Below are 17,663 nucleotides of genomic sequence, written 5' to 3'. Positions count from 1 at the left end.
GTGGAATGGTTGATTCCCGTCCTCGTCGTCGTGGCGATCGTCGTCATCGCGGCCATCTACCTGTGGGCGACGTACAACTCGCTCGTGCAGCTCAACGTGCGCGTCGACGAGGCCTGGAGCGGCATCACGGTGCAGCTCAAGCGCCGCGCCGATCTCATCCCGAACCTCATCGAGGCCGTCAAGGGATACGCCGCGCATGAGAAGGCGGTGTTCGAGAACGTCACGCGGGCGCGGGCCGAGACGCTGAGCGCCGCCGGTCCCGCCGACGCCGGCATCGCCGAGAACCACATCCAGCAGGCGCTCAAGAGCCTCTTCGCGGTCGCGGAGTCGTACCCGCAGCTGCAGGCGAGCCAGAACTTCCTGCAGCTGCAGCACAGCATCGTCGACACCGAGGACAAGATCCAGGCGTCCCGGCGCTTCTACAACGGCGGCGTGCGCGAGCTCAACACGAAGATCGCGGTCTTCCCGAACAACCTGTTCGCCTCGAGCCTCGGGTTCGCGCAACGCGAGTTCTTCGAGGTCGACGGCGGTGCCGCCATCGCGGAGCCGCCGCGCGTGCAGTTCTGAACCGCCGGCCGAGCCGCCGCGACGACGAGGGCCTCCCGCTCAGAAGACGCTGAGCAGGAGGCCCTCGTCGTCCACCGAGACCGTGCCGCGCAGGCTCCACGTGTCCGAGCGGTAGGAGAATTCGGCCTCCGAGCCGTCGGCGCGCAGGCCCGTCGCGGTCACCACGACGCTGCCGCCTTCCGCCGCGAAGGTCCCGGCCTCGAGATCGACCACGGGCGACGGCAGCGTCTCGGCCCGGAAGGAGATCTCGTCGAGCTCCGCGAGATCTGCGGGCCAGGGCACGACCATCCCGCAGCCGGCCGGAACCTCGGCGGCGGTCGCGAGGCAGCCGTCGATGTACGCCGCGAGCTGCTCCTCGGCCTGCGTGCGCGCCTCCTCCGTGAACGCCGGGTCGAGCGCCGCGTCCGCCTCGCCAGCGGGGGCGACGGCGACGTCGGCTCCGCCGTCGAGATAGGCGGCGGGCCAGGCCGAGACGGGGTACACGCCCGGCAGGAGGTCGACCCGCGCGGCGCCGCCTTCGAGGGCGATCGGCTGATCGGCGACCTCGACGAGCTCCCCGCGCGACGACGTCACCGACAGAGTGCCGAGCGGCGCCTCCGCGACGCGCCAGCCGTCGTCGGTCCTGACGAGCGGGAACGACAGCTCGATCGGCTCGTCGCCGAGGCTCGCGGGGACCTCCGCGCGCGCCGTGTCGTCGTCCTCCGTCACGACGGCCTCGTCGACGAGCGTCAGGTGCTCGGCGCCGGAGAACGCGGTCCACGCCTCCTCCGTGACGGCCGTCGGGTCCTGCAGGAGTGCGCGGGCGGCGTCCGCGTCGCCTGTCGCGAGGGCATCGGCGAACCGCGCCGCGACGTCCTGCGCACCGGCCGGCCGGCTCGCGGTCCAGAATCCGACGACGATCATGCCGATCACGACGGCGGCGATGAGCGCGAGCACGGGGATCAGGGGACGTTTCATGCGGGCCTCCTCCCGACACCCTAGTCAGCGTCCGCAGGGAGAACCCGGGGATGGTCGTGACGCGGCGCGTCGAGCGCGGCGGCGAGGTCGTCGGCCGCGTCGCCCCACCGCGAGACCGTCGTCGACTCGAGTCCCTGCCAGCGCGCGGCGTCGCGCAGGGCCGCTGCCGCCCTCTCGGCGTCCGCTCCTCCGCCCGCACCCGCCTCCCACCAGGCCGACTGCACGCGCAGGGTCGACGCGGCACGGTCGGCCTTGAGGTCGATGCGCCCGGCGATGCGGTCGTCCACGAGCAGAGGGAGCGAGTAGTAGCCGAAGCGCCGCTTGTCGGCCGGGGTGTAGATCTCGATGCGGTAGTCGAAGCCGAACAGACGCTCCGCACGCTCGCGGAACCAGACCACGGGATCGAACGGCGTCAGCACGGTCGCCCTGTCGATGCGGCGGGGGAGCGCCGCGTCGCGATGCCGCCATGCGGCGAGGGGGCGTCCGCCGCGCTCCCAACCCGCGACGCGCACGGGGACGAGCTCGCCGCCGTCGACGAGGTCGTCGACGGCGGCCAGCACGGCGCGGCGGTCGCGGATGCGGTGGTAGTCGGCGAGATCGGAGGCCGTGGCGACTCCGCTCGCGCGCGCTGCGCGTCGCACGAGCTCGCGGATGGCGTCGGGACGCGCGACGGCGCGGTCGAGCACGGCGGGCGGGAGCACGTGCGCCGCGAGCGCGTACCGCCGCTCGAAGCCGGCTCTCCCCGCGATGGCGACCTCGCCGAAGCGCCACATCATCTCGAGCGCCCGCTTGACGTCGTCCCATCCCCACCACGGCCCGCGGGCCGCCTGCACGTCGCGCTCGATCTCCGCGGGGCGGAGCGGACCGCGGTGGGCGAGCTCGGCGCGCACCCAGTCGAGCGTCGCGCCGTTCTCCGCGTACCAGCTCCCTGGAGCACTGTAGCGGTCGCGCATGTCGCCCATGCGGAACCGCCACAGCGCCCAGTCGTCGCGCGGCACGAAGGTCGCCTCGTGCGCGAGGTACTCCACGTACTCGGGAGTCGAGCTGCGCGTGCGCGGGCGCAGCACGAGCCCGTCGAGGACGGCAGGGTCGTACGGCCCCAGCCGCGAGAGGAGCGGCATGTAGTGGCTGCGCGCGAACACGTTCACGGAGTCGATCTGGAGCACGGCCATCCGCGCGAGCTCGGCGCGCACGCGGCGCGCGGTCGCCGCCTCGGGGCGGGGGCGACCGAACCCCTGCGCGGCGAGGGCGATGCGCCGCGCCTCGGCGGCGGAGAGGGAATCCTTCACGCCGCCACGCTACCGACGGCCACCGACACGCTTCACGCCCGGAGCGGAATACGCCGGGGATTAGGATGACGAGGATGAGCGACGCCACGTCCCGACACGGTCGCAAGGGCCTCCTCCGCCGTGCGCGCTCCGCCGCGCAGCCGGAGCCCGCGCCTCGTCCGTCTCCGTCCCCCGACGAGGTCCCGCCCGGCCTGCGCGTCGCGACGGCCTACGGATGGCGGTTCCTCGTCCTCGCGGGCGTCGTCGCCGTGATCGTCTGGCTCGTCATCGAGTTCAAGCTGCTCGTCATCCCGATCTTCGTCGCCACCCTCCTCACGGCGCTCGTCTACCCCGGCTTCTCCTGGATGCTCCGGCACCGAGTGCCGCGGGTCGTCGCCGTCATCGTGAGCGTGCTGGGGACGATCGCCGTCGTCGCCGGACTCATCTGGCTCGTCGTGTGGCAGATCTCGCAGCAGGCGGACGAGGTGCGCGACCGCATGGCGGGCTCCGCCACCCAGGTGCGCGCGTTCCTCCTCGACTCGGGCGTCGTCACGGCGCAGCAGATCGACGAGTTCTTCGCGGGATCGTTCTCGCTGGTGCAGGAGCAGGCCGACCTCCTCCTCAACGGCGCGCTCGCCGTCGGCACGACAGTGGGGCACTTCGCGACCGGCCTGCTGCTGTCGCTCTTCGTCCTCCTGTGCTTCCTCTTCGACGGCGCCGGCATCTGGCGCTGGACCGTCCGGCTGTTCCCGCGCGCCGCGCGCCCCGCCGCCGACGCCGCGGCGCGCAACGGCTGGACGACCCTCATCAACTACGCGCGCACGCAGATCATCGTCGCCACCATCGACGCCGTCGGCATCGGCCTAGGGGCGTTCCTGCTCGGCGTGCCGCTCGCCATCCCCATCGCCGTCATGGTGTTCCTGGGGGCGTTCGTGCCGTTCGTGGGCGCCATCGTCACGGGCGCGCTCGCCGTGGTCATCGCCCTCGCGTACAACGGCCTCTGGATCGGCGTCGCCATGCTGGCCGTCGTGCTGCTCGTGCAGCAGATCGAGAGCCACATCCTGCAGCCGCTCCTCATGGGGTCGGCGGTGAAGGTGCACCCCCTCGCGGTGGTGCTCGTCGTCGCGGGCGGATCGATGGTGGGCGGCATCGCGGGCGCCCTCTTCGCGGTCCCTGTGGCGGCGTTCGTCAACGTCGTCGCCGTCACCCTGAGCAGCGGCTCGTGGCGCACGGGGTCGGCGGTCCACGGCGACCTCATCTGGAGCACGGTCCCCAAGACCCTCGGACGCGCCGAGGACGACGAGGACGGGAAGGCACGATCATGACCCTGTCGGATGCGCACCCGCGCGGCACCGCACCTGCGCTGGAGGAGTTCGAGGAGGCCGCGCGGGGGCTCGCGGGAGTCGTCGAGCACACCCCCACCGAGTACTCGCAGCACCTCAGCGACCTCCTGGGCGTCCCCGTCCACCTCAAGCTCGAGAACCTGCAGCGCACGGGCTCGTTCAAGGTGCGCGGCGCGACCCACCGCCTGTCGCGGCTGAGCGCCGAGGAGCGGGCTCGCGGCGTCGTCGCGGCCTCGGCGGGCAACCACGCCCAGGGGGTCGCGCTCGCCGCGCAGCAGCTCGGCATCCCGGCCACCATCTACATGCCCCTCGGCGTCCCCGTGCCGAAGCTCCTCGCGACGAAGGGCTACGGCGCCGAGGTCGTCCTCGAGGGCGCGACGGTCGACGTCGGCCTGCGGCGCGCGGCCGAGCACGCCGAGCGCACGGGCGCCGTGCTCATCCACCCCTTCGACCACCGTGACATCATCGTGGGGCAGGGCACCCTGGGCCTCGAGATCCTCGACGACATCGAGGGCGTCGAGACGATCCTCCTCGGCATCGGCGGCGGCGGCCTCATCGCCGGCGTCGCCGCCGCCGCGAAGGCGAAGGCGGCGGCCGAGGGACGGCGGATCCGCGTCATCGGCGTCCAGTCGGAGAACGCAGCGCCCTTCCCCGTCTCGCTCGCCGCCGGCGAGCCCGTGACGATCGAGACGAAGCCGACGATCGCCGACGGCATCCTCGTGTCCCGACCGGGTGACGAGACGTTCGCGCTCATCCGCGACCTCGTCGACGAGGTCGTGACGGTCACGGACGACGACATCGCTCGCGCGCTGCTCGTGCTGCTCGAACGCGCCAAGGTCGTCGTGGAGCCGGCGGGAGCCGTCGGCGTGGCGGCCATCCTCGCCGGCAAGGTGAGGGCGGCCGGGCCCACCGTCGCCGTGCTCTCGGGCGGCAACATCGACCCGCTCCTGCTCCAGCGCGTCGTCGCGCACGGTCTCGCGGCATCCGGACGCTACATGACGATCCGCGTCCCGCTGCCGGATCGCCCCGGCCAGCTCGCGCGGGTGTCGGAGCTGCTCGCGGAGGCGGGGGCGAACGTGATCGAGGTGCTCCACACCCGGCACGGCCAGGGTCTGCAGATCAGCGAGGTGATCCTGCAGATCTCCGTCGAGACCCGCGGGGAGGAGCACAAGCGCCTCACCCTGCAGATCCTCCGCGACGCCGGCTTCCGCCCCGAGATCCTCCCGGAGTGAGCGCACACGACGACGGCCGCCCCGCCTTCACAGGCTGATCGGGGCGGCCGTCGTCGTGTGCGTCGGGCGTCAGCCCGTGAAGGTCTCCACCTTCACGATCTCGACCGGCACCGACTTGCCGTTGGGCGCTTGGTACGACGTCTTGTCGCCTTCGGCGAGCCCGATGATCGCGGCGCCGAGCGGGCTCCGCTCGCTGTACACGTCGAGGTCGGTGCCGCCGGCGATCTCGCGGCTGCCGAGGAGGAAGCGCTCCTCGTCGCCGAAGACGATCGCCGTGACGACGGTTCCCGGCTCCACGACGCCGTTCGACTCGGGCGCCACGCCCACCTTGGCGTCCTTGAGGAGCGCCTGCAGCTGCCGGATGCGCGCCTCCTGCTTGCCCTGCTCGTCCTTGGCCGCGTGGTAGCCGCCGTTCTCGCGGAGATCGCCCTCCTCGCGGGCGGCCTCGATGCGCTTCGCGATCTCCTCGCGGCCCGTCGTCGAGAGGTGCTCGAGCTCGGCGGCCAGGCGGTCGTACGCCTCCTGGGTCAGGAACGGGACCTGGGTGTCATCGGACACGGTCTGTCTCCTTCGTGCATGCGCGGCGCGGACGGCCGGCATATGTGACGACGCCCCGGCGAGCCGCCGGGGCGTCGAATGGACTTGAGGGTCGATCCTACGGAATCCAGCAGGACTTGACAATTCCGGTGGTCGCCTCCGCGACCGTCGGGACGGTCTCCGTGTACGACGCCGAGACGGCCTGCGCCGGTGGCAGCTCGACGATCCGCCATCCCACCACCCCGAACTCCTCGTCGAGCGCCTCGAGCGCGCACACGACGGGCGCGTCCGATGCCGACGTCACCTGGAACGTCACCTCGACCTCATGGTCGCCGTGCACCGCGAAGCCCGTGTCGTCGTAGTCGACGGACCCCGCGGCCTCGGCCATCGTGGACCACGCGAACCACGCCAGGACGGCGGCCGCGATGACGCCGCCGACGATCCACGCGACGCGGGTCGATCCGCGCCGGGTGCGCCCGTACCGGTCGTCGAGACGCTGCTGGATCGTCACGTCGTCGTCCTCTCAGGCGTCCGAACTAGGCTGATGACTCCAGGCTAGCCGCCTTTCCCGACGCTCTCGTCCGAGAGCCGCGCCCCTCCGAGGAGTCTTCGATGCCCGCTCTCGCCGTGCTCGCCGCCGCCACCCCGAGCCCGGTCCCGACCGTCGACCCCGACCTCGTCACGCCGGGCCCGCTCGGCTTCCTCACCATCGCGCTGCTCGTCGTCGTCGTCTTCCTGCTCGTGGCAGACATGCTCCGGCGGGTGCGTCGCGCGAAGTACCGCGAGGAGGCGAACGCCGTCCTCGATGCGGAGGAGGCGGCCGCGGCGGACGCCCGCGCCGACTCCCCGGACGGCGAACGCCCGGACGACGCGGACGACGGTGACGGCGCGGCTACGCCGGGCCGTTGAACGCGGGCTGGAGCGCGATGAGGAGCGCTCCCGTCCAGTGGCACAGGAACGCCAGCACGGTGCACACGTGGAAGATCTCGTGGAAGCCGAAGTGGCCGGGCCACGGGTTCGGGCGCTTCAGGGCGTACACGACGGCGCCGCCCGTGTACAGCAGACCGCCGACGATGACGAGCACCATCATGGCGGCGCTCGCCTGGAACAGGTCGCCGAGGTACATCACGGCCGCCCATCCGAGGACGAGGTAGAGCGCGACGTACAGCCACCGCGGCGCCCCGATCCAGAACACGCGGAAGAGGATGCCCAGCACGGCGCCGCTCCAGACCAGGACGAGCAGGAGCGTGCCCTTCTCCGGCGGGAGCGCCAGCACCCCGATGGGCGTGTAGGTGCCCGCGATCAGAAGCAGGATGTTGGCGTGGTCGATGCGCTTGAGGAGGAGCTTGGTCCGAGGCTTCCAGTCGAAGCGGTGGTAGACGGCCGAGTTGCCGAACAGCAGCAGCGACGACGCCATGAACACGGCGGACGCCCATTTGGCGGGCGACCCCTGCGCGAGGCAGATGAGCACGACGCCCGCCGCGACGGCGACGGGGAAGGTGCCGGCATGGATCCATCCCCGCCAGGTCGGTCGGATCTCGACGTGAGCGTCGTGCTGCGCGGCGTCCATGAGCGGCAGCTGGGGCACTCCGTCGGGCGTCTGGGCGGGAGCGTCCTCGGGGGAGGTCATCCTCCGACAGTACGCGCCCGTGCATGCCGTCAACGGCACGCGGCGGCTCGGAGTACGCTCTGAGGGTGATCAGCGAGAGGTCTGCGGCGGGGAGAGGACCCCTCTACCGGCTCTACATCTCTCGCCTTCGGCGGCAGATCGACGCCGAGAAGGTGCCGCACCACGTCGCCATGATGATCGACGGCAACCGCCGCTGGGCGCGGCAGCTCGGCTTCGAGACGCCCGCGCACGGCCACCGCGCCGGCGCCGCCAAGATGCGCGAGTTCCTGGAATGGTGCGACGAGATCGGCGTGGAGGTGGCCTCCCTCTACCTGCTCTCGCACGACAACCTCCGCAAGCGGGACAGCCGCGAGCTGCAGGACCTCATCGAGATCATCGCCGGTCTCGCCGGCCAGCTCTCGCGGCGCCGCGACTGGCGGGTGAAGCACGTGGGCCGTCTCGACGGGCTCCCCGACTTCCTCGTGGCCGCCATCCGCGACGCCGAGGAGCGCACGGCGGGGAACACGGGCCTCCATGTCAACCTCGCGATCGGCTACGGCGGGCGCCACGAGATCGTGGACGCCGTGCGCAGCATCATCCGCGTGCACGGGGCGGAGGGCGGGACTCTCGAGGATCTCGCCGCGCGGCTCACGCCGGAGGAGATCGCCGAGCACCTGTACACGGGCGGGCAGAAGGATCCCGACCTCGTCATCCGCACGAGCGGGGAGCAGCGGCTCAGCGACTTCCTGCTGTGGCAGAGCGCGCACAGCGAGTTCTACTTCCTCGAGGCGCTCGGCCCGGACCTGCGCGAGGTCGACTTCCTCCGCGCGATCCGGGACTTCGGGTCGCGCGACCGGCGATTCGGCCGCTGACCGGCGCGGCCCGGCCGGAGCCCGCCTCTGCGACAATGGATCGGTGAGCCCGATCGAAGACTTCTCCGCCACGTTCGCCGTCGAACCGGGGTATCTCGACTGGGCGGCGTTCGGACCGCTGGCCCCGAGCGTGCGCGAGGAGGCCGTCGCCGATCTCGAGCTGCTCGGCGCGGGCCGCGAGCGCGGCATCGGCCTCGTCGCCGGACGCGTCGGAGAGGCGCGCGAGCTCGTCGCCTCGCTGCTCGGGCTCGACCTCGCCGGCGTCGCCCTGCAGCCGTCGACGACGCACGGCATCGCGCAGGCCGTGTACGGCGTGTCGGGCGGGATCGTCGCCTCGCCGCGCGAGTTCCCCACCATCCCCGTGACGATCGTGCGCGCGGCGTCGGCGCGCGGCAGGGTCGTCCCGCAGTGGATCGACCCGGCCGAGCCGTTCGCCACGCCGCAGGCGATCGCCGCGGCTCTCGACGAGACGACGAGCGCCGTCGCCGTCAGCCTCGTCGACTTCCGCACGGGGTACCGCGCCGATCTCGCGGCGATCCGCGAGGTGATCGGCGAGGACCGCCTCCTCATCGTCGACGCGACGCAGGCGTTCGGCGTGGTCGACGTCGACTGGACGCCAGCCGACGTCGTCGCGGGCCACGGGTACAAGTGGCTGCGCGCGGGGCGCGGCACGGGCTTCGCCTGGTACGGGCACCGCGCCAGGGTCGCGCTCGACCCCGTGCTCTCCGGCACGACGGGAACCGACCTCGACGACCTCCCGTTCGACCTCGTGCCCGCGCCGGCCCCGGCTCCCGACGGACGGGCGTTCACGGTGTCGCGGCCCGACCCGCTCGCCGCCGCTCGCCTCGCCTCCGCCCTCGGCGAGGTCGCGCGCACGGGCGTCGACGTCATCGAGGCGGCGATCGCGGAGCGCGCGGAGCGCGTGATCGGGATCGCCGACGCGCACGGCATCGACGTCGTCACGCCGCGCGACCCGGCGCGCCGTGCCGGCATCGTCTCGCTCGACCCCGGCCAGCGCCACGTCGCGGCGCTCGGAGCGGCCCTCGCGAACGCGGGCGTCACCGTGACGGCGCGCACGGGGCTCGTGCGCGTGTCGGTGCATGCGGGGACGGACGACGAGTCGCTGCGAATGCTCGACGACGCCTGCGCCACGTTCGTGCAGACGCGGGTCGGCTGACGCCGCGGTTGTTCACGCGTTCGTCACATTCCACCCGCGTGTCGGGATGGCGCGATCGGGACATGCGGCCTTAGCTTCGGATCACCGGGCAAGGCGCCCGGTCGGGTCGGCCGTCAGGACCACGACTCGTGACCCAGGTCGACTCGAAGGAGCCGGGCGGACGCCCGGGGTCGGGAGTGCGACATGGCCGGCACGACAGACGCGAGCACGGGCACCGTCAGGAGCACGTCGAGGCGATCGGCGGCACGGAAGGCGCAGGACCTGCGCACCTACGTGCTCGACACCTCGGTCCTCCTGAGCGATCCGCGAGCCTTCTTCCGCTTCGCCGAGCACAGCGTGGTCATCCCCGTGGCGGTGATCACGGAGCTCGAGGGCAAGCGCCACGACCCCGAGCTCGGCTACTTCGCCCGTGCGGCTCTGCGGCACCTCGACGAGCTGCGCGTCGAGCACGGCCGGCTCGACTTCCCGGTCCCCGTGGGGGATGGCGGCACCCTGCGCGTCGAGCTCAACAACACCGATCCGACGGTGCTGCCGAGCGGCATGCGCCTGGCCGACAACGACAGCCGCATCCTCGCGGTGGCCGCCCATCTCGCGCAGGACGGCCAGAGCGTCACGATCATCTCCAAGGACCTGCCCATGCGCGTCAAGGCGGCGTCGCTGGGTCTCACAGCCGAGGAGTACCTCGCCGAGCAGGCGGTCGACTCCGGCTGGACGGGGATCTCGACGCTGCAGCTGTCGGGCGACGACATGGCCGACCTGTACGAGACGGAGGTCGCCGTCCACGCCGACGCCGTCGGCCTCCCCGTCAACACGGGTCTCGTCATCCAGTCGGAGCGCGGGTCGGCGCTCGGGCGCGTGACGGGCGAGGGCGAGCTGCGGCTCGTCCGCGGCGACCGCGACGTGTTCGGCCTGCACGGGCGCTCCGCCGAGCAGCGCATCGCGATCGACCTTCTGCTCGATCCCTCGGTGGGCATCGTGTCGCTGGGCGGGCGCGCGGGGACGGGCAAGTCGGCGCTCGCGCTCTGCGCCGGGCTGGAGTCGGTCCTCGAACGCCAGCACCAGAAGAAGGTGATCGTCTTCCGGCCGCTCTTCGCGGTGGGCGGGCAGGAGCTCGGCTACCTGCCCGGAGACCAGGCGGAGAAGATGAACCCGTGGGGTCAGGCCGTCTTCGACACGCTCGGATCGGTGGTGTCGCAGAACGTCCTGGACGAGGTCGTCGAGCGGGGGCTGCTCGAGGTGATGCCGCTCACGCACATCCGGGGACGGTCGCTGCACGACGCGTTCGTGATCGTCGACGAGGCCCAGTCGCTCGAGCGCAACGTGCTGCTCACCGTGCTGAGCCGGATGGGCCAGAACTCCCGCGTCGTCCTCACGCACGACGTGGGGCAGCGCGACAACCTCCGCGTCGGCCGCCACGACGGCATCGCGAGCGTGATCGAGACGCTCAAGGGGCACGACCTCTTCGGCCACGTGACCCTGACCCGCAGCGAGCGCTCCGCCATCGCGGCGCTCGTGACCGACCTGCTGGAGGTCGGGGAGCTGTCCTGACGGGACGACGAACCGCTCGGCGGCGGCGGGGCCATCCGGCCCCGCCGCCGCCGTCTGCGTATCGTCGGAGGGGACCGGCGCGAGAGGGGCCGGCCAGGAGACGAAGGAGTCGACATGGCACAGGACAGCACACGGCGCACGGCGGAGCTCCCGCCCGTCGCCGTCGACGAGCGACCGCGGTGGACGCCGCTGCGGATCGCCGTCTGGGCGGCGATCGCCCTCCTCGGCGGCGTCGCGTGGACGATGCTCGCGATCGTGCGCGGCGAGACGGTGAACGCCATCTGGTTCGTGTTCGCCGCGGTGTGCACCTACCTCGTGTTCTACCGGTTCTACGCGCGGTACATCGAGCGCCGGATCGTGCGACCCGACGACCGCCGCGCCACGCCCGCCGAGTACCGCGCCGACGGAAGGGACTACGTCGCCACGGACAGGGTCGTGCTCTTCGGGCACCACTTCGCGGCGATCGCCGGTGCCGGGCCGCTCGTGGGACCCGTCCTCGCGGCGCAGATGGGGTACCTGCCCGGCACGATCTGGATCATCGCCGGCGTCGTGCTCGCGGGCGCCGTCCAGGACTACCTCGTGATGTTCTTCTCGATGCGCCGGGGCGGCCGCTCGCTCGGCCAGATGGCGAAGGACGAGCTCGGCCGCTTCGGCGGAGCCGCGGCCATCCTCGCGACCCTGCTCATCATGATCATCATCACCGCCATCCTCGCCCTCATCGTCGTGAACGCGCTCGGCGAGAGCCCCTGGGGCGTGTTCTCGGTGGCCATGACCATCCCGATCGCGCTCTTCATGGGCGCGTACCTCCGCTGGATCCGCCCCGGGCGAATCCTCGAGGTCTCGCTCATCGGCTTCGTGCTCCTGCTCGCCGCCATCGTGGGCGGCGGGATGGTCGCGGGCACCGAATGGGGTCAGGCGGTCTTCCACCTCGACCGCGTCACGGTCGCCGTCGCCATCATCGTGTACGGGTTCGTCGCGGCGGTGCTGCCGGTCTGGCTGCTGCTCGCGCCGCGCGACTACCTGTCGACCTTCATGAAGGTCGGGGTGATCGTCGCCCTCGCCGTCGCGATCGTCTTCGTGCGCCCCGAGATCGAGGTGCCCGCGTTCAGCGAGTTCGCCGGCGGCGAGACGGGGCCGGTGTGGAGCGGCCCGCTCTTCCCCTTCCTCTTCGTCACGATCGCGTGCGGGGCGCTGTCGGGATTCCACGCGCTCATCGCCTCGGGCACGACGCCGAAGATGGTGGAGAAGGAGAAGCAGACGCGCTTCATCGGCTACGGCGGCATGCTCATGGAGTCGTTCGTGGCCGTCATGGCGCTCGTCGCGGCCGTGTCGATCGACCGCGGCATCTACTTCGCCATGAACTCGTCGGCCGCCGCGACGCTCGGCACCGTCGAGGGAGCGGTCGCCTGGGTGAACGGGCTCGGGCTCGCGGGCGTCTCGCTCACCCCCGACGCGCTCACGACGATGGCGCAGCTCGTCGGCGAGGAGTCGATCGTCTCGCGCACCGGCGGCGCACCGACGCTCGCCGTCGGCCTCGCCCTCATCATGGGGCAGTGGATCGGCGGCACCGCCATGATGTCGTTCTGGTACCACTTCGCGATCATGTTCGAGGCGCTCTTCATCCTCACCGCCGTCGATGCCGGCACGCGGGTGGCCCGCTTCATGCTGCAGGACTCGATCGGGAACATCGTCCCCCGGTTCCGCGACACCTCGTGGCGCCCGGGCGTGTGGATCTGCACCGCCGTCATGGTCGCGGGATGGGGTGCCGTGCTGCTCATGGGCGTCACCGATCCGCTGGGCGGCATCAACACCCTGTTCCCGCTGTTCGGCATCGCCAACCAGCTGCTCGCGGCGATCGCGCTCGCGGTCGTGCTGACGATCGTCGCGCGGCGGCGCACGTTCGGATCGCTCTGGATCGTGGCGCTCCCGCTCGCCTTCGTCACGGTGGTGACGACGACGGCGTCGCTGCACAAGATCCTCTCCGGCGTGCCCGCGGTCGGCTACTGGGCACAGCACGCGGCGTTCCGCGACGCGCTCGCGGCGGGGGAGACCTCGTTCGGCACGGCGACGTCGGTGGCGGCCATGGAAGCCGTGGTGCGCAACACCGCGGTGCAGGGCACGCTGTCGATCGTGTTCCTCGTGCTCACGCTCGTCGTGCTCGTCACGGCCGTCGTGCGCGTCGTGCAGGCGTTCCGCTCCGTCGAGCCGATCGACCATGAGGATGCGCCGGTGCCGTCGCGGCGGTTCGCACCGGCCGGGCTGCTCCCGACACGGGAGGAGCGGGCGCTGCAGCGGGAGTGGGACGCGCTCCCCGAAGACCGCAAGCCCGTCAGGGGGCACTGATGCGCACGCTCTGGAGCGTCGCCGTGCGGTTCCTGTCGGGCATGACGGGGCAGGGGCGGTACCCGGCCTATCTCGCGCACGAGCGGGCGCACCACCCCGACAGGGAGCCCCTCGACGAGCGCGCGTTCTGGCGGCTCGTGCACCGCGAGCAGGGCGCCGCGCCCGACGGGCGCTGCTGCTGAGAGACAGGAGGGGCACGGCCGGTCGACCGGCCGTGCCCCTCCTGCTGTCCGTTCGCGGATCAGGCCTCGGGCGTCGCCGCCTCGTCGGCGTCGCCCGAGCGCGAGCGGCGGGCGAGGAACGCGGTGCCGGCCGCCGCCAGGGCCCCTGCGCCGGCGAGGAGCGCGCCGACGACGCCGCCGCCCGTCGGGGCGAGGGGCGCCGACGGGTCGGCCGGCGTCGCGGAGGGAGACGGCGACGAGGGGATCACGGGAGCGGCCGTGGGCGTCGGCGTGGCGCTCGCCGAGGGGGAGGGCGTGGGCGTGGCGCTCGCCGTCGGCGTCGGCGTGGGGGTCTCGGACGGCGTGGGGGTCGGCGCGGGCGCCGCCACGGGCAGCACCTGCACGACGGTCGGGCGCGGGATGCCCGTGTAGCCGCCGCCGACGCCGGCGAGCGGCGCCGCCTTCCACGCGTCGGGGAACACCGAGGTGGGCGCCTCGAAGGTGCCGTCCTCGCCCGGGTGCTGCACCGAGACGAACACGTGCCACTCGTCGTCGTGCACGACCGGTCCGCACGTCTCGGCTTCTGCGGGGACGGAGAGGAACTGCTCGACGCGCCCGCGCTCGGGGCCCTCGAGGGTCACGCGGAACAGCCCGTCGTTGTAGCCGATGCTCGACGGCGCGCCGTCTGTGGAGATCCAGAGGTTGCCCGCCGTGTCGAAGGCGAGGTTGTCGGGGCAGGAGATGGGCGACACCTGGTCGACGGGGAACCCGGAGAAGTACGCCGTCGTGTTCTGCGCGGGGTCGCCCGCGACGAGGAGGAGCGTCCACGTGAACGTCGTCGAGGTCTGGTCGCCGGCGTCCTCCGTGATCTCGACGATGTGGCCGTCGCGGTTCTCCGTGCGCGGGTTGGTCTCGTCGGCGACGTCCTTGCCCTCCGTCCCGCGGTCGCTGTTGTTCGTGCACGCGACGTAGACCTTGCCGGTGAGGAGGTTGGGCTGCACGTCCTCCGGCCGGTCCATCTTCGTCGCGCCGACGGCGTCGGCTGCGAGGCGCGTGTAGACGAGCACCTCCTCGACGCTCATGCTGTCCACGGCGGAGGCGCCGCCGACGACGAGCGGGAGCCACTCGCCCGTGCCGCCGAAGCCGCCGTCGGAGGGGAGCGCCCCGGAGCCGTCGATCTCGGCCGCGGGGGAGTCGCCCGTGAAGCGGGCGACGTAGAGGTCGCCGTTCTCGAGCAGCGTCATGTTGTGCGCGCGGTCGCCCTCGACGAACGCGTCGCGCGAGACGAACTTGTACAGGTAGTCGAATCGCTCGTCGTCTCCCGTGTAGGCGACGACCTTGCCGTTCGCCGCGACGATGACGTTCGCGCCCTCGTGCTTGAGACGGCCGAGCGACGTGTGCTTGCGCGGCGTCGACGCGGGGTCGGTGGGGTCGATCTCGACGATCCAGCCGAAGCGGTTGACCTCGTTCTCGTAGCCGGGCGTGCGGGCGTCGAAGCGGGGGTCGACGTTCTCCCAGCCGCGCGCGGTCTCGGCGTCTCCGAGGCCGTAGCGCTGGTCGGTCTCGGAGACGCCGGCCGAACGGAAGTACCCGTTGAAGTTCTCCTCGCCCGAGAGGATCGTGCCCCACGGCGTGGTGCCGCCCGAGCAGTTGCCGAAGGTGCCGCGCGGGGAGGTTCCCGCCGCGTCGTCGACGGTGCGCAGCAGCGGGCTGCCGGCCGCGGGCCCGGTGAACGCGTAGACCGTGTCGTCGAGGAACCGGCGGTTGAGGGGCGCTCCGACGACGGGGGTCCACGGCGCCGTCTCGCTCGCGCGCTCCAGCTCGACGACGCTCAGCCCGTGGGCCTTCATGCCGACGCGGCGCACGCGGTCGAGGTCGCCCTCGAGCTGCGCGGCGGGCACCATGATGTTCTCGTTCGTGTACTCGTGGTTCACGAACAGGATGGCCGTCGTCGCCGACGTGCGGATGATGTCGGTGTAGTCGACGTTGTACCCGAACTGGCGGGCCTGGGCCTCGGGGGTCTGGTTCTGCACGTCGAACGCGGGGCTGTCGCCGAAGAGGGGGTCGCCCCAGCGGATGATCGGCGTCCAGTCGAAGCCCTCGGGGACGACGAAGCTGTCGACCGTGTAGGGCACGGGGTCGATCGACGTGAAGCCGAACGCGCCCGTCTCTCCGACGGCGGTGCCGGCGATCCCGGTGGCGGCGTCGGCGCGGCCGGCGAGCGCGGGTGCGAGGACGAGGGCGGCGGCGCCCGCCGTCCCGAAGCCCAGAAGCGCCCGGCGCGACATCTGCGCGCTGACGATGTCGCGGAAGTAGCTGTTGGAGGACGTGTTGCACACGCCCTGGGTGCAGGCGTTCGCGCACTTCAGATGGCACGTCACGGCGCTGCGCTTGCCCTTGACGTGCTGCGCCATGGGGAGGGTCGTGAGACCGAGGTTGATGACCATTGGGGGCTCCAGGAGAGGGGACGTGCCTCATCGGCCGGGCTCGGATCGCCCGCCCTGTCAGCCCAGCGACACGAGGTGTCCGGAAGGTGACATCCGCCGGAACGGCGCATGACGACCCGGGCAGTCCCGGAGCGAAGAAGGGCCAGGAGCACGGAAGGGCCCGGAGCACGCGCCGTGCTCCGGGCCCATCCGATGCGGCGTCAGCCCGCGTGCGTCATCGAGAGCAGGTCGAGCTTCTCGTCGAGCTGCTCCTCCGTGATCTCGCCGCGCTCGACGTATCCGAGGTCGATGACCGCCTCGCGCACGGTGACGCCCTTCGCGACGGCGTGCTTGGCGATCTTCGCCGCGGCCTCGTAGCCGATGACCTTGTTGAGGGGCGTCACGATCGACGGCGACATGCCGGCGAAGGCCGCCGCGCGCTCGACGTTCGCCTCGAGGCCCGAGACGGTCTTGTCGGCGAGCACGCGCGAGGCGTTCGCGAGCAGGCGGATCGACTCCAGCAGGGCCGTCCCCATCACGGGGATGGCGACGTTGAGCTCGAAGGCGCCCGACGCGCCCGCCCACGCGATGGTCGCGTCGTTGCCGATGACGCGCGCGCTGACCATCAGCACGGCCTCGGGCACGACGGGGTTGACCTTGCCCGGCATGATCGACGATCCCGGCTGCAGGTCGGGGATGTGCAGCTCGCCGAGGCCGGTGTTGGGGCCGGAGCCCATCCAGCGCAGGTCGTTGTTGATCTTCGTGAGCGACACCGCGATCGTGCGCAATGCGCCGGAGGCCTCGACGAGGCCGTCGCGGTTCGCCTGCGCCTCGAAGTGATCCAGCGCCTCGGTGATGGGCAGGCCCGTCTCCTCGGCGAGCAGGGCGATGACCTTCTGCGGGAACCCGAGCGGCGTGTTGATGCCCGTGCCGACGGCGGTGCCGCCGAGGGGCACCTCGGCGACGCGCGGCAGGGACGCCTGGACGCGCTCGATGCCGAGGCGGATCTGGCGCGCGTAGCCGCCGAACTCCTGGCCGAGCGTCACCGGGGTCGCGTCCATCAGGTGGGTGCGCCCCGACTTCACGACGCTCTTCCAGGCCTCTGCCTTGTCCTCGAACGCCGTCGCGAGGTGGTCGAGCGCGGGAACGAGGTCGGCGATGAGCGCCTCGGTGACCGCGACGTGCACGGAGGTGGGGAAGACGTCGTTGGACGACTGCGACGCGTTGACGTGGTCGTTCGGGTGCACCGGCGCGCCGAGCTTCTCGGTCGCGAGCGTCGAGAGCACCTCGTTCATGTTCATGTTCGACGACGTGCCTGACCCGGTCTGGTACGTGTCGACGGGGAACTGGTCGTCGTGCGCGCCTGTGACGACGTCGTCCGCTGCGGCGGCGATGGCGTCGGCGATGGCGGCATCGAGCGTGCCGAGCTCCTTGTTCGCCAGGGCGGCGGCCTTCTTGATCCGCGCGAGCGCGGCGATCTGACGCGACTCCAGGCCCTTCCCGGAGATCGGGAAGTTCTCCACGGCGCGCTGGGTCTGCGCGCGGTAGAGCGCGTTCACGGGAACGCGCACCTCGCCCATGGTGTCGTGCTCGATGCGGTACTCGACTTCGGTCACTGACCTC

General features: G+C 72.0%; 16 protein-coding genes. 9 read left to right on the top strand and 7 right to left on the bottom strand.

The window, feature by feature from the left end; all coding sequences use genetic code 11:
* Window positions 1–567, top strand: coding sequence for a LemA family protein (locus ABD998_RS04675; RefSeq protein WP_345436414.1), 567 nt, complete (start codon window positions 1–3; stop codon window positions 565–567).
* Window positions 568–606: 39 nt separating this feature from the next.
* On the opposite strand, the gene ABD998_RS04670 is transcribed toward ABD998_RS04675, so the two are convergent.
* The gene (locus ABD998_RS04670) at window positions 607–1,524 is read right to left on the bottom strand and encodes a hypothetical protein (protein ID WP_345436412.1); all 918 of its coding nucleotides are present in this window, start codon (window positions 1,522–1,524) and stop codon (window positions 607–609) included.
* 20 nt (window positions 1,525–1,544) lie between these two features.
* A complete protein-coding gene (locus ABD998_RS04665) occupies window positions 1,545–2,813 on the bottom strand; it encodes a winged helix-turn-helix domain-containing protein (RefSeq protein ID WP_345436410.1) in 1,269 nt (422 codons plus the stop codon).
* 74 nt (window positions 2,814–2,887) lie between these two features.
* Between ABD998_RS04665 and ABD998_RS04660 the strand changes: the two genes are divergently transcribed.
* A complete protein-coding gene (locus ABD998_RS04660; protein WP_345436408.1) occupies window positions 2,888–4,117 on the top strand; it encodes an AI-2E family transporter in 1,230 nt (409 codons plus the stop codon).
* Window positions 4,114–5,367: a threonine ammonia-lyase gene (gene ilvA / locus ABD998_RS04655; RefSeq protein WP_345436406.1), complete on the top strand. Its 1,254-nt coding sequence runs from the start codon at window positions 4,114–4,116 to the stop codon at window positions 5,365–5,367. The genes ABD998_RS04660 and ilvA overlap by 4 nt, the downstream gene beginning before the upstream one ends.
* A gap of 69 nt (window positions 5,368–5,436) precedes the next feature.
* On the opposite strand, the gene greA is transcribed toward ilvA, so the two are convergent.
* Window positions 5,437–5,925 carry a transcription elongation factor GreA gene (gene greA, locus ABD998_RS04650; protein ID WP_345436404.1) on the bottom strand — a complete coding sequence of 163 codons (489 nt, stop codon included), beginning with the start codon at window positions 5,923–5,925 and terminating at the stop codon, window positions 5,437–5,439.
* Between the two features lie 97 nt (window positions 5,926–6,022).
* Complete coding sequence (locus tag ABD998_RS04645; RefSeq protein ID WP_345436402.1) at window positions 6,023–6,415, bottom strand: DUF4307 domain-containing protein; 393 nt, start codon at window positions 6,413–6,415, stop codon at window positions 6,023–6,025.
* A gap of 101 nt (window positions 6,416–6,516) precedes the next feature.
* On the opposite strand from ABD998_RS04645, the gene ABD998_RS04640 reads away from it, so the two are divergent.
* Window positions 6,517–6,813, top strand: a complete 297-nt coding sequence (locus tag ABD998_RS04640) for a hypothetical protein (protein WP_345436400.1) — start codon at window positions 6,517–6,519, stop codon at window positions 6,811–6,813.
* On the opposite strand, the gene trhA is transcribed toward ABD998_RS04640, so the two are convergent.
* Window positions 6,797–7,534, bottom strand: coding sequence for a PAQR family membrane homeostasis protein TrhA (gene trhA, locus ABD998_RS04635; RefSeq protein WP_345436398.1), 738 nt, complete (start codon window positions 7,532–7,534; stop codon window positions 6,797–6,799). The two genes, ABD998_RS04640 and trhA, sit on opposite strands and share 17 nt — an antisense overlap.
* A 23-nt stretch (window positions 7,535–7,557) precedes the next feature.
* Here trhA and ABD998_RS04630 point away from each other — a divergent pair, with 23 nt between their 5' ends.
* The 5 genes from ABD998_RS04630 to ABD998_RS04610 all read left to right on the top strand — a co-directional run bounded on the left by ABD998_RS04630 (window position 7,558) and on the right by ABD998_RS04610 (window position 13,635).
* Entirely contained in the window at window positions 7,558–8,385 is an 828-nt protein-coding gene (locus ABD998_RS04630; protein ID WP_425562937.1) for an isoprenyl transferase, read from the top strand.
* 43 nt (window positions 8,386–8,428) lie between these two features.
* Window positions 8,429–9,562, top strand: a complete 1,134-nt coding sequence (locus ABD998_RS04625; protein ID WP_345436394.1) for an aminotransferase class V-fold PLP-dependent enzyme — start codon at window positions 8,429–8,431, stop codon at window positions 9,560–9,562.
* A 183-nt stretch (window positions 9,563–9,745) separates the two neighbouring features.
* Window positions 9,746–11,110 carry a PhoH family protein gene (locus ABD998_RS04620; protein WP_345436392.1) on the top strand — a complete coding sequence of 455 codons (1,365 nt, stop codon included), beginning with the start codon at window positions 9,746–9,748 and terminating at the stop codon, window positions 11,108–11,110.
* Between the two features lie 114 nt (window positions 11,111–11,224).
* Entirely contained in the window at window positions 11,225–13,453 is a 2,229-nt protein-coding gene (locus ABD998_RS04615) for a carbon starvation CstA family protein (RefSeq protein WP_345436390.1), read from the top strand.
* The gene (locus ABD998_RS04610; RefSeq protein ID WP_345436387.1) at window positions 13,453–13,635 is read left to right on the top strand and encodes a YbdD/YjiX family protein; all 183 of its coding nucleotides are present in this window, start codon (window positions 13,453–13,455) and stop codon (window positions 13,633–13,635) included. The genes ABD998_RS04615 and ABD998_RS04610 overlap by 1 nt, the downstream gene beginning before the upstream one ends.
* Window positions 13,636–13,694: 59 nt before the next feature.
* Here ABD998_RS04610 and ABD998_RS04605 read toward each other — a convergent pair whose 3' ends face one another.
* Both ABD998_RS04605 and ABD998_RS04600 read right to left on the bottom strand, forming a co-directional pair.
* Window positions 13,695–16,061, bottom strand: coding sequence for a PhoX family protein (locus tag ABD998_RS04605; protein ID WP_345436385.1), 2,367 nt, complete (start codon window positions 16,059–16,061; stop codon window positions 13,695–13,697).
* A 200-nt stretch (window positions 16,062–16,261) separates the two neighbouring features.
* Window positions 16,262–17,656, bottom strand: coding sequence for a class II fumarate hydratase (locus ABD998_RS04600; RefSeq protein WP_345436383.1), 1,395 nt, complete (start codon window positions 17,654–17,656; stop codon window positions 16,262–16,264).
* Window positions 17,657–17,663 lie beyond the last annotated feature (7 nt).

The organism is Microbacterium gilvum, from assembly GCF_039543865.1.
In the GTDB taxonomy this organism is placed as follows: Bacteria; Actinomycetota; Actinomycetes; order Actinomycetales; family Microbacteriaceae; genus Microbacterium; species Microbacterium gilvum.
Note: the sequence above shows the minus strand (reverse complement) of the source record. Positions and strands in the feature narration are given on the sequence as shown.